This is a genomic window from Streptomyces sp. NPDC051582 (assembly GCF_040681715.1).
GTDB lineage: Bacteria > Actinomycetota > Actinomycetes > Streptomycetales > Streptomycetaceae > Streptomyces.
Window position 1 is genome coordinate 24362 of sequence record NZ_JBFAZJ010000014.1, and the last position, 15302, is coordinate 39663.

10 protein-coding genes are annotated in these 15302 nt (G+C 72.5%); 5 read left to right on the plus strand and 5 right to left on the minus strand.

Annotated features, from left to right (window positions below; all coding sequences use genetic code 11):
* Window positions 1-71: 71 nt before the first annotated feature.
* From AB0M92_RS19640 to AB0M92_RS19655, 4 genes are all read left to right on the plus strand, one after another.
* The gene (locus tag AB0M92_RS19640; RefSeq protein ID WP_366103489.1) at window positions 72-1748 is read left to right on the plus strand and encodes an FAD-dependent oxidoreductase; all 1677 of its coding nucleotides are present in this window, start codon (window positions 72-74) and stop codon (window positions 1746-1748) included.
* Window positions 1745-3202 (plus strand): ATP-binding protein, encoded by a 1458-nt coding sequence (locus AB0M92_RS19645; protein ID WP_366103490.1) that lies wholly within the window; start codon window positions 1745-1747, stop codon window positions 3200-3202. The genes AB0M92_RS19640 and AB0M92_RS19645 overlap by 4 nt, the downstream gene beginning before the upstream one ends.
* Complete coding sequence (locus AB0M92_RS19650; RefSeq protein WP_366103491.1) at window positions 3199-3555, plus strand: UBP-type zinc finger domain-containing protein; 357 nt, start codon at window positions 3199-3201, stop codon at window positions 3553-3555. The genes AB0M92_RS19645 and AB0M92_RS19650 overlap by 4 nt, the downstream gene beginning before the upstream one ends.
* 198 nt (window positions 3556-3753) lie before the next feature.
* The gene (locus AB0M92_RS19655) at window positions 3754-5103 is read left to right on the plus strand and encodes an AMP-binding protein (protein WP_366103492.1); all 1350 of its coding nucleotides are present in this window, start codon (window positions 3754-3756) and stop codon (window positions 5101-5103) included.
* Window positions 5104-5213: 110 nt separating this feature from the next.
* On the opposite strand, the gene AB0M92_RS19660 is transcribed toward AB0M92_RS19655, so the two are convergent.
* The 5 genes from AB0M92_RS19660 to AB0M92_RS19680 all read right to left on the minus strand — a co-directional run bounded on the left by AB0M92_RS19660 (window position 5214) and on the right by AB0M92_RS19680 (window position 13682).
* The gene (locus tag AB0M92_RS19660; RefSeq protein ID WP_366103493.1) at window positions 5214-6578 is read right to left on the minus strand and encodes a carotenoid oxygenase family protein; all 1365 of its coding nucleotides are present in this window, start codon (window positions 6576-6578) and stop codon (window positions 5214-5216) included.
* Between the two features lie 33 nt (window positions 6579-6611).
* The gene (locus tag AB0M92_RS19665; RefSeq protein WP_366103494.1) at window positions 6612-8123 is read right to left on the minus strand and encodes an MFS transporter; all 1512 of its coding nucleotides are present in this window, start codon (window positions 8121-8123) and stop codon (window positions 6612-6614) included.
* Window positions 8124-8236: 113 nt separating this feature from the next.
* Window positions 8237-10228 (minus strand): ATP-binding protein, encoded by a 1992-nt coding sequence (locus tag AB0M92_RS19670; RefSeq protein WP_366103495.1) that lies wholly within the window; start codon window positions 10226-10228, stop codon window positions 8237-8239.
* A 76-nt stretch (window positions 10229-10304) separates the two neighbouring features.
* A complete protein-coding gene (locus AB0M92_RS19675; protein WP_366103496.1) occupies window positions 10305-11555 on the minus strand; it encodes a cytochrome P450, cyclodipeptide synthase-associated in 1251 nt (416 codons plus the stop codon).
* Window positions 11556-11744: 189 nt separating this feature from the next.
* Complete coding sequence (locus tag AB0M92_RS19680) at window positions 11745-13682, minus strand: FHA domain-containing protein (protein WP_366103497.1); 1938 nt, start codon at window positions 13680-13682, stop codon at window positions 11745-11747.
* A 172-nt stretch (window positions 13683-13854) separates the two neighbouring features.
* Between AB0M92_RS19680 and AB0M92_RS19685 the strand changes: the two genes are divergently transcribed.
* Window positions 13855-15300, plus strand: a complete 1446-nt coding sequence (locus AB0M92_RS19685; protein ID WP_366103498.1) for a serine/threonine-protein kinase — start codon at window positions 13855-13857, stop codon at window positions 15298-15300.
* Window positions 15301-15302: the final 2 nt, after the last annotated feature.

The following is a 15302-nucleotide window of genomic DNA, read 5'->3' on the forward strand; positions in this document are numbered from 1 at the left end:
TACGATGGGCGGGAAACCGGCGCGGGCAGCTCGCCATGCGGCCCGCCCAGAACACTCGGGGTGGAGACGTCATGGCACAGGCCGCCGAAACGGCGCGGACCGTCATCCTGACGGTGGACGACGACCCGGGAGTCTCCCGTGCGATCGCCCGTGACCTGCGGCGCCACTACGGCGCCGACTACCGGATCGTGCGCGCGGAGTCCGGCGAATCCGCGCTGGATGCGCTGCGGGAGCTGAAGCTGAGGGGCGACCTGGTGGCGGTGATCCTCGCGGACTACCGGATGCCGCAGATGAACGGGATCGAGTTCCTGGAGCAGGCCCTCGGCATCTACCCGGGCGCCCGGCGCGTCCTGCTGACGGCGTACGCGGACACCAACGCGGCGATCGACGCGATCAACGTCGTCGACCTCGACCACTACCTGCTCAAGCCGTGGGATCCGCCGGAGGAGAAGCTCTATCCGGTCGTGGACGACCTGCTGTCGGCGTGGCGCTCCAGCGACTACCGGCCCGTACCCGCCACCAAGGTGGTGGGGCACCGCTGGTCGGCGCGCTCCTCGCTCGTGCGGGAGTTCCTGGCCCGCAACCAGGTGCCGTACCGCTGGTACTCCTCCGACGAGCCGGAAGGGCAGCGGCTGCTGGAGGCCGCCGGGGCGGAGGGGCAGCGGCTGCCGCTGGTGGTCACGCCGGACGGCACCGCGCTGACGGAGCCGGAGCCGGCCGAGCTGGCCGCCCACGTGGGGCTCGCGACGACCCCGACCGCCGATTTCTACGACCTCGTGGTCATCGGCGGCGGCCCGGCCGGGCTCGGCTCGGCCGTGTACGGGGCCTCCGAGGGGCTGCGCACCGTACTGGTAGAGCGGTCGGCGACCGGCGGGCAGGCCGGCCAGAGCTCCCGCATCGAGAACTACCTCGGCTTCCCCGACGGCGTCTCGGGCGCGCAGCTCACCGACCGCGCGCGGCGCCAGGCCGGCCGTTTCGGAGCCGAGATCCTGACGGCGCGCGAGGTCACGGGGCTGGAGGTGAACGGCGCGGCGCGCGTCGTCCGCTTCTCCGACGGCTCGGCGGTGGCCGCGCACAGCGTCATCCTGGCCACGGGTGTCTCGTACCGCCAGCTCCTCGCCCCGGGCTGTGACTCGCTGACCGGCTGCGGGGTGTACTACGGCTCCTCGCTCACCGAGGCCGCCGCCTGCCAGGGGCAGGACGTGTACATCGTGGGCGGCGCCAACTCCGCCGGGCAGGCGGCGATGTACCTGGCGCGCGGCGCGAAGTCGGTGACGCTGCTGGTGCGCGGCGAGTCCCTGAGGGCGTCGATGTCGTACTACCTGATCCAGCAGATCGAGGAGACCCCGAACATCACGGTGCGGACCCGGACCGTCGTGGAGGAGGCGCACGGCGACGGGCACCTGGAGCAGCTGACGCTGCGGGACGCGGACAGCGGCGCCACCGAACTCGTGGGCTGCCAGTGGATGTTCGTGTTCATCGGCGCGGCACCGCTGACCGACTGGCTGGACGGTACGGTGCTGCGCGACGAGCACGGGTTCATCCTGGCCGGACCGGACCTCACCGCGGACGGACGGCCGCCGGCGGAGTGGGCACTGGACCGGCCGCCCTACCACTTGGAGACCAACATTCCCGGCGTGTTCGTGGCGGGCGACGCACGCGCCCAGTCCGCGAAGCGCGTCGCTTCCGCCGTCGGAGAGGGAGCCATGGCCGTGATGCTCGTACACCGGTACCTGGAGCAGTCATGAGCGGGCGGGCCATGCCCTGCAGCCCGCAGGAGATCGCCTCGCTGTTCCTGTTCGAGAAGCTCTCGCCGGAGCAGCTGGGCCGGCTCTGCTCGGAGGGGCGGGTGGAGCGGTTCGAGGCCGGCCCGGTGTACACCGAGGGAGATCCGGCCACCTGCTTCTACGTGATGGTCGAGGGCACCGTCGTCCTGTCCCGCCGGGTCGGCGGCGACGACGTCGAGGTGAGCCGGACCTCGCAGCGGGGCGTGTACGCGGGCGCCATGCAGGCGTACCTGGGCGACCAGGTGCCCCAGACGTACGTCAACTCCATGCGGGTGACGGAGCCGACGCGGTTCTTCGTCCTGCCCGCCGAGTCCTTCGCGGCCGTCATGCGCGACTGGTTCCCGATGGCCTCGCACCTGCTGGAAGGGCTGTTCTTCGGTTCCAGGAACACCCAGCGGGCGATCGGCCAGCGTGAACGGCTGCTGGCCCTGGGCTCGCTGTCCGCCGGTCTCACCCACGAGCTCAACAACCCCGCGGCGGCGGCCGTACGGGCCACCGCGACGCTGCGGGAACGGGTGGGCAAGATGCGGCACAAGCTCGCGATCATCGCCCAGGGTCCCTACTCGCGCGAGGCGCTCGCCGAGCTCATCGAGATCCAGGAGCGCACCGCCGAACGGGTCGCCAAGGCGCCGGTGCTGAGCCCGCTGGAGGCCGCCGACCGGGAGGACGAGCTCGCCGACTGGCTCGACGACCACGGCATCCAGGAGGGGTGGCGGATCGCGCCGACCTTCGTACAGGCCGGGCTGGACACGGACTGGCTGGAGCAGGTCGCGGCGACCGTGGCCGAGGACATCCTGGCGGGGGCCATCGGCTGGCTCAACTACACCGTCGAGACCGAGCTGTTGATGGACGAGATCAACGACTCCACCACCCGCATCTCCCACCTCGTGGACGCGGCGAAGCAGTATTCGCAGCTCGACCGCGCACCGCACCGGGTGGTCGACGTCCACGAACTCCTCGACAGCACCCTGCTGATGCTGTCCGGAAAGATGGGCCGGGGCGTGCGCGTGGTCAAGGACTACGACCGCTCCCTGCCGGAGGTGCCCGCCTACCCGGCGGAGCTCAACCAGGTGTGGACGAACATCATCGACAACGCCGTCTTCGCCATCGCCGCCACCGGCGGCGAGGGCACGCTGACCGTCCGCACGGCACGCGAGGGCGATCGGCTGCTCGTGGAGTTCCGCGACACCGGGCCCGGCATCCCGGCGGACATCCGCAGCCGTATCTTCGACCCCTTCTTCACCACCAAGCCGGTCGGCGAGGGGACGGGGCTCGGCCTGGACATCTCCTGGCGGATCGTCGTCAACAAGCACCACGGCAGCCTCCAGGTCGAGTCCGCACCGGGCGACACCCGGTTCCAGGTGCTGCTGCCGCTGACCGACCCCGAATCCGAGAGTTCCGAGGAGCCGGCATGACCGAAGACATCAAGGGAATCGACCCGAGCGTCCCGCCCGCCGGAACCGGCTGCGCCGACTGCGACGCGGTGGGCGGCTGGTGGTTCCACCTGCGCCGTTGCGCCCAGTGCGGCCACATCGGCTGCTGCGACTCCTCGCCCGCGCAGCACGCCACCGCCCACTGGAAGTCCGCGGGCCATCCGCTCGTACAGAGCTTCGAGCCCGGCGAGGAGTGGTTCTGGAACTACGACACCGACGACCTGTACGAGTCCGGCCCGCAACTCACCCCGCCGTCCGCGCATCCGGCGGACCAGTCGGCCCCCGGCCCGGCCGACCAAATTCCCCTGGACTGGACGAGGCACCTGCACCAGTGAACCCCCCGACCGGCTGCCGCCGCCGGTCCGGGGTCCACCGTCCCGTGTCCTGGGGGGACCTTCCTTGGACTTTCCGCCGAGGTGGTCCTGCGGCGATGGTGGGGAAAGCGCATTGCCCGTGGGGGTGGTGGGGGATTGGCTTGCCAGGTCACGATCCGCTGGGCTTCCGGTTCCGGAAACCGGTACTGAAGGAAGCGAATGGCACCGATGCTCGCCGGATGCACGCCCTGGCCCGAGGAGTTCGTCGACCGCTACTGGGCGGCGGGGCACTGGCGGGGCAACACGCTGGACAACCTGCTGCGCGGCTGGGCCCTGGAGTACGGACCGCGAACCGCGCTCGTACACGGCGGCACCCGCGTCACCTACGCGAACCTGAACCGGCGCGTGGAGCGGATGGCCGCCGGGTTCCGGCTGCGGGGCCTGCGGCCCGGGCAGCGGGTCGTCGTCCAGCTGCCGAACGTCCCCGAGTTCGTGACCACCGTGTTCGCGCTGATGCGCACCGGCGCGCTCCCGGTGCTCTGTCCCGTCTCCCACGGCGCGGCCGAGGTGTCGCACGTCGTGCGGGTCGCCGAGGCAGTCGGTTACGTCGGCCCCTCGACGTACCGGGGCTTCGACCACACGGCGATGGCCGCGGACATCGCCGCCCAGGGTCCGTTCCTGCGGCGGGTGTTCACCTTCGAGGCGCCGGGCGAGTCCTCCCCGTACGGCGGCTTCTCGACGGACCCGGCCGGCTGCCACTACTTCCCGCTGGGTTCCCTCGACTCCCCGCCCGGGCCGACGCTCGCACACCGCGCCGACCAGGTCGCGCTGTTCCTGCTGTCCGCAGCCGCCACCGGTGCGCCCCTGCTCGTTCCGCGCACGCACGACGACTACGCCTACCAGGCACGGGCCTGCGCCGAACTGGTGTCGCTCACCGGGAACGACGTGTACCTGGCCGCGCCGCCCGCCCCGCTGTACCTCGCCTTCGGCTGCCCCGGCATCGTCGGCACCCTCTCCGTCGGCGGCACCGTCGTCCTGGTCGAGGACCCGGAACCCGCCGGGTGCCTCGCGGCCATCGCACGGGAGGGGGTCACCCTCACGTCGGTGACGCCCGACACCGCCCGGCTGTGGCTCGACGCGCTCCCCGCGGCGGGGGCCGACGTGAGCAGTCTGCGTCTCGTGCAGGTCGGCGGCGCGCCCTTGCCGCGGGCGACCGCCGCACGCATGGGCAGCGAATGGGGCTGCCGCCCGCAGCAGTTCTTCGGCATGGCCGAGGGCCCGCTCACGCTCACCCGGCCCGCCGACCCGGACGAGAGCGTGCTCACCACGCAGGGCCGCCCGCTCTCGCCCGACGACGAGATCCGCATCGTCGGCGCCGACGGAGAGGACGTGCCCGACGGGGAGCCCGGTGAACTCCTCGCCCGCGGCCCCTCCACCCCGCGCGGCTACTACCGGGCCCCCGGCCACAACGCCCGCGCCTTCACCGCCGACGGCTACTTCCGCACCGGCGAACTCGCCCGGCGCGCCCCGGACGGCAGTCTGGTCCTGGCCGGCCGCGTCGAGGGCTGATCCGGGATCCCCGCCTCGGCCGGCGCCGCGGCCGCGGCGCTCTCCCGTACGCCGCCGGAGCCGCGGGAGGTACCCCGCGGCTCCGGCGTCCGGCGGCTCCGTGCTCCGGGTCAGTCCGTGATGCCGTCCAGGGCGCTGTCGGGCACCCAGGAGCCGTGGACTCCGGCCGTCACCCGGCGGGGCAGGTGGACGGTGGCGACCCGGTCGAGGCCGGAGGCGTCGAGGACCAGCAGCTGGGAGGAGTCCTGCTTCAGGTCGGAGACCACGGTCAGCAGATAGCCGTCGTCCTCGCTCGTGGCATTGGCCGCAGGGACGAAGACGGCCTCGCTGGGCATCCGGGCGTCGCCCACCTGGTGGATGCGGCGGGCGCCGGTGGTCCGGTCGTACTTGACGACGCCGTAGCCGCCGAAACCCTTCTCGTCGGGGAAGCAGATGGCGTACTGGTAGCGGTTCTCGGCGCCCAGGTAGTCCTCGTTGAGGGTGGGGAACTCCACCGGCAGGTCGTCGATGATCTGCTCGCCGACCGTGCCGTCGGTCATGTCGATCACCCAGCGGCGGGTGTACGAACGGGAGCCGGGCTCGCTGCCGCGGTCGGGCGCGCCGATCCACCAGTTCCAGGAGAGCCGGAAGCCCTCGCGGTCCACGGTGGGGCCCTCCAGGACGATGCGGCCCTGGCCGTCCTCATAGGCGTTGGAGACGTGGAGCATGTTGCCCGGTTCGACGGAGAACCAGCGGATGTGCCGGGCGCCGTCCTCGCCCCGGGGCATGATCCCGATGCGGGCGGGCTGCCGGTCGCTCCAGGCGTAGGGGATGCCGGAGCCTTCGGTGGGGTCGAAGGTGACGTTCCCCTCGACGAACACCACGTGCCGGCGGGTGATGGTGAAGTCGTGCTTGAGCGAGGCGGTCGCCCCCGGAACCTCGGCGCTGTGGACGATCGCGCCCTTGGCGTCGGCGACGTAGTAGGTCAGGAACGGCGGGAACGGTGAGGAGCCGAAGAAGTGGAGCTCCCCGGTCACCGGGTCCTCCTTGGGGTGCGCGGTCATCGCGCTGCGCAGCTTGCCGTCGAAGTCGTGGGCGCCGATCGTCTCCAGATCCCTGGTGAGCTCGAAGGGAAGGTTCGACTCGCACAGCGCGAGGAGGCGTCCGGCGTGTTCGATGACGTGCGTGCCCGCGGTGCTGGCGGTGAAGTCGGGGCCGTGCTCGGTCATGTAGGGAGCGCCGTCGAAGGCGGGGGTGTGCACCCAGCGGTTGCGGTACCACTCGGCCCGGCCTTCACGCAGGCGGATGCCGTGGACCATGCCGCTGCCCTTGAACCAGTGGGTGGGGGTGACTCCGGGCTTGGGGTTGTGTCCGTTGCGCAGCAGGCGGCCGGTCAGCTCGGGGGGCAGGGAGCCCTCGACGGTCAGGGCGGTGGCGGTGATCTCGTCGGCGACGGGGGTGTAGTGACCGCTCAGGTACGGCTTGGCAGTGGTCATGGCTCGAATCTCTTTCGTTGTGGTGATGCGTGATCAGGCGAGGTGATCGGCAGGGGACTTGAGAGGGGAGGGGGTGGTCTGCGGGGTGGGGGTGGACTGCGGGGTGGGGGTGGACTGGGTACGCGCCCTCGCGCGGCGGGCGAGGATCAGTGCGAGCAGGGCGGTGGCGGCCAGCACCGCGGCCGAGACGGCGAACGCGGTGCGGTAGCCGGCCGTGAGGGCCTCCAGTGGGGGCGTACCGGCGGACGCGTGGGCGGTGACGGAGCCGGCCAGGGTGGCCAGGGCGGCGAGACCGATCGCTCCGCCGACCTGCCGGGTGGTGTTCACCAGTCCGCCGGCGAGACCCGCGTCCTGCCTCGGGACCCCGTCCACGGCGAGTGCGGTGAGCTGGACGAAGGCGATGCTCAGGCCCAGGCCTATCAGGATGCTCGGGCCGAGTACGTCCGTGACGTAGCTTCCGTCGGCGCTCATCCTCGACAGCCACAGCAGTCCGGCGGCCTCGGTCAGCAGGGCCGCGGTCACGGTGGCGGTGGCTCCGAGGCGCCGGGCGATACGGGGCGCGAGGGACGATCCCAGCATATGGGTGAATGCGAGGGGAAGCTGACCCGCGCCGGTGGCCAAGGGGCCGGATCCGAGGACCTGTTGCTGGTAGAGCGGCAGGAAGAAGAACAGGGCGATCCACACGGAGCCCAGCAGGGCCATCAGCACGTTGCCCGCGGCCACCCGGCCGGTGGCGAACAGGCGTGCCGGCACCAGGGCGTCGGGCCGGCGCAACTCGATCACGACGAAGGCCAAGAGCAGCGCGGCGGCGGCGCCGAGGGCGCCCAGCACCCGGGCGTCGGTCCAGCCCGCCGCGCGCGCGGTGGTCAGACCCCACACCAGGCCGGTCAGCGCGAGGGTCACGGTGACGGTGCCCGGGAGATCGAACCGACCCGGCTCGCGTCCGGCATCCCGCGGCACGTACACGGCCACCGCGGCCATGACCAGGGCCGTCCCGAGCGCGACCGAGTGGAAGATCCAGGGCCAGCCCCAGACCTGGGTGAGCGCGCCTCCCAGCAGGACGCCTCCCGCCGCTCCCCCGCCGGAGACCGCCCCCCACACGCCCAGGGCCCTGCCGCGCTCGGGGCCCGACCGGAACCGGTCCATGGCCAGGGCGAGGGCGGCCGGGGCGATGGCGGCGGCGCCGAGTCCCTGCACCGTACGGGCCACGATCAGCACGCCGGCCGAGGTGGCCGCCCCCGCCGCCAGCGAAGCCAGCGCGAACAGGCCCAGTCCGGCGATCAGCACCCGGCGGCGGCCGAGGAGGTCGGCGATCCGGCCGCCTGCCAGGAGCAGCGCCCCGAAGGCGAGGCCGTAGGCGTTGACCACCCAGGTGGTTCCGCCGTCCGTGAGCCCGGTCCCGGCTCTGATCTGCGGGAGCGCAACGTTCACGATCGAGGTGGCGAGCATGACGGTGAACTGGGCGGCGGCGAGTGCCGCGAGGACCGCTCCCGGGCCGGCGGGCCGACGTACTGCCCGGTCCGTCTGTGTGCGTGCGACGTTCATGACGCACAGACTCGGCCCGAGCGCTGTCCACTCTCCAGGCCCGGCGCGGACGGGAACTGTCCACTCCTGTCCGCGCCTGTCCACCCGGTCCCGCCGCAAGCCCGCGACGGCCGCTACCGGGGGTCGTGCAGCTCCTGCTGCCACAGGGATTCGCAGAGCAGGTCCAGGCCTTGGCGCAGGTGGCGGCGGTAGGTGCCGTACGGCAGGCCCAGGCGGCGGGCGGCGGCCTCCTGGGTGGGCGCGCCGGAGAAGTAGCCCGCCGTCAGGGCCTCGCGGGCGCGTGCTCCGCGCGGGTCGCGGGCGAGGTCGTCGACGGCCTGGCGCAACAGGGCGCGCAGCTCCGCCACCGGGTCGCCGAAGTCGGCGGCGAGGCGGGTGCGCATCAGGGCGCAGGCCGCGAAGGCGCCCGCATCGCGCCAGTGGGCCAGTGCCTCGCGCACGGCCTGGTCGAACGACGTCCGCGACACGGGCGAGGGCCCGGACCGCACCGGCTCTTCGGTGGGCGCTATGAAGCGCATGAGCCATGCCTCCACGGGCACCTGACGCCAGTCGACGCCGAACACCCCGTACGTGTAAGCGCCGACGCGCGGGCGCGCACCGGTGTCGGCGAGGGTTCCCCTGACGCGCTCCGCCCAGGTGTCGGCGTCCCGGAAGACGGCGAACCCGTACGCCCGCCCGCGGGCCCGGGCCGCCTCCGCCTGGGCCCGGGAACTGCTCAGGTCGATGACGCGGGAGGGGACCTGGTATCGCTCGGGGTAGACGGTGAAGCGGCTGACGCCGATGTGTTCGCCGGGGCTCACCGGCTCGGCGGCATCGGTGTACCGCCACGCGGCGGCGACGACGGGGTCGGTGGCCAGGTCCTCGGGGTCGGCAGGGGCCGGAAGGACGAGCCGGGCCGTGAACGCGACGATCCGGCCGGTGCTCACGAGCCGGTAGACGCTGAAGGCCTGGGGCTGGCGCTGCGCCCAGTAACGGACCAGCTCCGCGGAGGCGGCCCCTTCCGTCTCCTCGGTCATGCGCAGAACGTCGTCGAGGTCATCGGGGTGCAGGGGTCGGTCGTGCACCTCCTCCTCGCGGGACCAGGACCGCAGCCGGGCCAGGGTCACGCCCTCCCGGAAGAGGTAGAAGAGCTCGTCGGTGACGGTCCACACCCGTTCCTCGGGTGCTTCGCGCAGGATGCGCAGGTACTCGTCCGCGAGGCGCCGGCGCATCGTCTCGAAGGCGTTGGGGGCCCGCCAGCGCAGATCGGCGGCCAGGGTTTCGCGGGCGGCGTCGTGCGGGTGGAGCCCCCGGTGGGTGGACTCCATGAAGGGGAGCTCCCGCAGCCAGGAGAAGAGCAGATGGGCGTCCTCTCCGGGCAGGACGGTGGTCAGCAGTTCCTCGGACGTGGAGTGGGCCTGCGCGGCCACCTCCAGGGCGCGGCGGTGGGCCGCCGTGGGCACCTCGCCGATCAGCCCCGCCAGCAGGGTGCGCAGGACGTCCGCCGTCGGGGCCCAGATCTCCTCCCGGCCGCAGCCGTCCGATCCCGCCGCGGCGGCGAGGGAGAGGGCCAGCGGGTTGCCTCCGGCGAAGCGCAGTACGCGGTCGCGCAGTTCGGGCCGGATGTGCGCCGACGCCAGTACGCTGCGGGCCTGCTCCTCGGAGAACGGCTCCAGTTCGGTGACGTGCAGGAGCGGGGACCAGGCGGGGTCGGCGGTCCACTGCGGCTGCGGGGCACGCCGGCCGGCCAGTACGACGAGGGTGTCTTCCGCGGCACGCGGCAGGAAGTGGTGCCACAGCCAGCTCTCCAGCCACTGGCAGTACTCGAAGGAGTCCACGAACAGGACCGTTCCCGGAACGTCCAGGAACGGACCGGCGGCGCGCTCGAAATCGGCCGGGTCCCGGCTGACGAAGCGGCCGTCGAGTTCGACGAGCAGCCGGCCGGCCGCACGGGCGTGGTCCGCCATGCGCCGTAGCAGCGTCGACTTCCCGATGCCGCCCGGTCCGCACACGTAGAACGCCAAGGGTGCCTGCGGATCGCCGGCCAAAGCCTCCCCGAAACGCCCGAGTTCCTCGTCCCGGCCGACGAAGGCCTGTACGCGCGCCCTGCTCAGTCTTTCCCCCACGGACACCATGGCGGCTCCCAACTTCCTTGTGCGCGACCCGGCTTCGCCGGGTCGAACGGAGATCCTAATGGAGAGGTCAGAGGGTGGGTCCGACGTGCCGTTCACCGGCCTGGACGGGGGTGAAGTCCAGCGGCAGGGCGACGGGGCCCCGGGTGTACAGGCCGGCCTCCCGGTAGCGGGAGCCCGGGCTGTGGCGGACCTGGTCGAGCAGGGGCAGGAGCATCGCGGCGACGGTTTCGATCTCGGCGCGCGCGAAGGCCGCGCCGACGCACTGGTGGAGTCCGGCGCCGAAGGACAGGTGCTGTGCGGCCGCGGTGAAGGAGCGGGCGGCGCCGAGGTCCGGGCGGTGGATGTCGAAGGAGTCCGGGTCGGTGAAGGCGGCGGGGTCCCGGTTGGCCGCGCCGATCATGCAGAAGACCGTGGCACCGGCCGGGACGGTGGCACCGGCGAACACCGCGTCCTCCTTCGCCTGGCGGGGAACGAGCTGGACCGGCGGGGTGAAGCGCAGGGTCTCGGCGATCGCCGCGTCCAGCAGTTCCGGGTCCCGGCGGACCTGCGCCAACTGCCCGGGACGGTCGATCAGGTGTTTGAAGAGCAGGGCGAGGGTCTTGTCCGCGGGTTCCGAGGCGGCGACCAGGACGTTGATGATCAGTGCGGTGACATCGCGGTCGCTCATGCCGATGCCGTCGAACTCGGAGGTGCAGAGCTTCGATATCAGGTCGTCGCCCGGCTGACGGCGCCGCTGTCCGATGACGGGGAGGAGGTACGCCTCCAGCTGCTCGGCGCAGTCCAGACAGTGCCGGCGGCGCTCGGGGGTGAGGGCCAGGCTCGTGATGAACTCGGCGACCCCGCCGTGCCAGGCGGCCACCTGCCGCCAGTCCCGTCTCTCCAGGCCGAGGACGTCGAGCGTCACCTGGATGGCGAGGGGCCTGCCGAAGTCGGCCACGAGGTCCATCCGGCCCCGGGTGAGGAAGGGGGCGATGAGTTCGGCGGCGTTGGCGCGGACGGCACGGATCTGCTCCTGGAGCGCCGGGCCGGTGAAGCCCCGTACGACGATCTTGCGCTTGGCGGTGTGCTCGGCCCCGGTCATCTGGGCGAGGACCCGCCCCCGCATCACCGGCTCGGCGCGCACTTGGAGCATCTCGGTGGTGAACGCCTCGTGGTCGGTCAGCACCCGCTTCACGTCCTCGTGGCGCGAGAGGAAGTAGCTGTCGATCGCCGGCTCATAGTGCACCGGGTCCTGTTCCCGCAAGGGCGCGAAATGGCGGTAGGGGTCGGCTGCGAATTCCTCGGACAGGACGCTGAAACGGGTACTGGCGACGGGCACGGTACGGACCTCTCGAAAACGCGGCGCGGGGAAACATCACAAGACGCGCTGCAAGACGAGGGAATGGCGGTACAGGTTGCGCCCGTCGGGGCACGGGCCCGGCCGGTCCGGCGGTGCCCCGGCGGGAAGGCCCGCCGGGGCACCGGTGTGTCCGGAAATGACCGCTCGGCCCGTGCTTTCGCACACGGCCTAGGAGAGCGGGAGGGCTCGGGGGTCGGCCGGGCGGGGGACGTAGACCGGGGAGTCCGACTGGTAGAAGAGGTCGATGTCGGCCTCCTCGCCGCCGACGATCAGGGTGTCCCAGGCGCCGCTCTCCCGCAGGGTGCGCAGGGTCAGCGGGGAGATGGGGGCGAGGTGGGAACGGAGTTCCTCGTCCGTGGGCAGGCCGGGCAGCCGGGAGCCCAACCGGTCGCGGATCCCAGCCATCCGCTCCAGCAGCGCGTCCAGGTCGCTCCCGCCCGCGGCGCCGGACGCGGGACCGGACGCGGCGGCCGTACCGGCACCCGCGCCCGCGCCCGCCTCCGCGCTGCGGGCGATGATGTCCTTGATGGCGCGGGTGACGCCCTGCTCGTCCGTGGTCACCATGGCGTTCCAGGCCCGGCTCTTGTGCCGGTACTGGAGCATGGACATCGCCGCCTCGTGCCGGATGAAATCGGCGTCGCGCAGCGGCTTGCCCCGCCAGGCGCGGCTGAGCGAGCGGGCCAGCGAAGTGGCGGAGGCGAGACCGCTGTTGAGGCCGCGGCCGGGCCAGAAGTGGATGGCGTTGGCCGCGTCGCCCAGCAGGAAGCCGTACGTGCCGGGGCTGCTCGCGGTCGGGCGCCGCAGCTGCGCGGTGAACCGCGGGCGCTGGACCATGTCCAGCCGGAAGGAGGTGATGGCGGACAGGTCCTCCTCGGCCACCCCGAACAGGCTCAGGCCCTGCCTGATCTCCTTCCACAGCGGGGAGCTGCGCAGCAGTGCGGGCAGGAAGAGGGTGCCGTGGGTGGGGCAGCGGAACTCGTTGTCCTCCTCCTGCCGGCTCATCAGGCAGGGGCGGGTGGCGATGCACTCCTCGAAGACCTGGCGGACCGGGTCGATGCCGATGACGTTCCTGGCCTCCTCCCGGGTGAGCCTCATGTTCAGGAAGCCCTCGCCACGCAGCGAGTTGAGCAGGAACCGGTTCTGCGACACGGTGAGCAGCACGCTCATCGGGTCCGGCAGCTTCGATGTGACGCGCAGCCCCAGGACGATGTCCTGGAGGTGCTCGCCGTCGAGGGAGTAGATGGAGGCGTCGGCGGCGCCGAAGCGGTCGGCGTAGTGCTCGCGGGTGCGGGAGCGGCCGCCTTCGGCGACCACCAGGACGTGTTCCTGGCTCAGCCGGTTCTGCTGCTGCTCCACGTCGAAGCGCTTCGGGACGAGGCGGATCGCCGGTCGCCGGTTCGCCAGGGCCAGCAGCCGGTCCTCGATGTGGGCGATGCGGATGTTGCGCGGCGGGCGGCCGTCGACCGAGTCCGGGCCGACGGGCCACATCTCGCAGTAGGCGCCGTCGTCGTCGAACAGCGCGGAGAGCACCTCCTCGGACAGGGCGAGGTACTGGCGGCTCTGGACGGTCACCACCTGCTGGCGGCGGAAGTTGCCCTGGGTCTCGTCCTTCCAGACGATCTCGGGGCCCTTCCTGGTCCAGCGGCCGTCGTAGAGGGTGATGGCGGTCCGGCCGGGCAGCATCTCGTCGAGCGCCAGGGCGAAGGCGAGGCCCACCGGGCCGCCGCCGGTGATGGTGACCCGCAGAGTGCCGGGGTCGGCCGCGCTCGGCCGGGGGACGTCCAGGAGGGAGAGGTCGATGACCGTCTCCATGGAGTCCTGCGCCTCGTAGAGGAAGGTCTCGTCACCGATCCTGATGCAGTCGTTGGGGCGCAGGACGTACCGGGTGATGCGCTGGTCGTTGACGAAGGTGCCGTTGCGGCTGTCCCTGTCGTGCAGGACGTGTCCGGCGTCCTCCGCGAGGATCTCGGCGTGCAGCCGGGAGGCACTGGGGCTGACGATCACGACGCCGTTGTCGCTCTTGCGACCGAAGCTGAGGGGCTCGCTGCCCAGGACCACGCTCTGCCCGGTGAACGGACCCGTGCGCCCGACGATGACCGATGGCACTGCAACTCCTTGTGAGCGACGCTGCTGCTGACTGTTCGTACGTCTGCCATCACGCGATCGAGAACATATTTGGTTCAACCAATTTCGAAAATTTCCTCTCACCCGCTGAACCGGGGTCACGGCCCGTACGTGATGCTCACGTCGGCCGGCTTTGAGAGGGAGAACCGCCCCCATGCACAACGAGGACAGCGAGACCGAGACCGTGACGGAGACCTCGCTCGCGGCCGCCGCCGCGGCGGTGCCGGGTGCGCCCGGTTGGCCGGACGGGGTGCGGCTGGTCGCGGGCCGCTACCGGCTGCTGTCCCGGCTCGGTGAGGGGGGCATGGGCATCGTGTGGCGGGCCCGCGACGAGATCCTGCAGCGCGAGGTCGCCGTCAAGGAGGTACGGGCCCCGGCCGGCCTGTCGGCTGGGGACGTCGCGCGGATGTACGGCCGGCTGGAGCGGGAGGCGTGGGCGGCGGCCCGGATACCCGACCGCAATGTGGTGACGGTCTACGACGTGGTCTCGTACGACGACCGGCCCTGGATCGTGATGGAGCTGGTCCGCGGGCAGTCGCTGGCCGACCTGCTGCGTGCCGAGGGGCCGCTCACGCCCCGGTACGCCGCGCACGTCGGCGCGGAAGTGCTGGCCGCGCTGCGCGCCGCGCACGCCGCCGGGGTGGAGCACCGGGACGTGAAGCCGGCGAACGTGCTGCTCGCCGCGGACGGACGGGTGGTGCTGGGCGACTTCGGCATCGCGACGGTCGAGGGCAGCACCGCCCTGACCATGGCCGGCGAGGTGGTCGGCTCCCCCGAGTACCTGCCGCCGGAGCGGGCGCTGGGCCGCCCCTCGGCCCCCGAGTCGGACCTGTGGTCGCTCGGCGTGATGCTGTACGCGGCCGTGGAGGGGGTCTCCCCGTTCCGGCAGGACGGCGCGCTCGCCACCCTGCGGGCCGTCGTGGACGAGGAACCGCCGGTCCCGACCCGGGCCGGTCCGCTCGCCCCGGTCATCGCCGGTCTGCTGCGCAAGGAGCCCGCCGAGCGGACCTTGGCCGCCGAGGTCGCCGGGGCCCTGCGGGAGATAGCCCGCGACCCGGGAGCCACCACGGCCGCCGCCCGCACCCTGGCGGGTCCGGGGCCCGCCCCCGCCTCGGCCCCCGCCCTCCCCCGCAGGCGTCGTACGGCGGCCTTCGTCGCGGCCGGCGCGGCGGCCTGCGTCCTGACCGCCGGCGGGCTGGCCTACGCCCTCACCGGCAACGGAACCGGCGACGGCGGCGCCGGCGACCAGGGCGCCGCCCCCGGTCCGGGAGTACGGATCTCGGTGGCGGGCGCGAACACCGTCTACACCGGCGGCTGCCCGGTCCCCGCGAACCGGGCCCCGGCGTTCACCGCGACGTTCACCGCGTCCGAGCCGACGCTGATCTCCTACCGCTGGGTGTCCGGGGACGGCTCGGTGGTGGACCCGCACTGGCGCACCCTGTCCATCGGCAACGAACCCGACCCGACGGGGCGCGACACCGTACGCCTGACCACCTACGCGAAGACCGGCACTCTGACCACCGGCATGGCCGTGGAACTCCGAAGCCCCACCCGCACCACCTCCAACCCTGTCCCCTTCTCGGTCACCTGCACCGGCTGAAC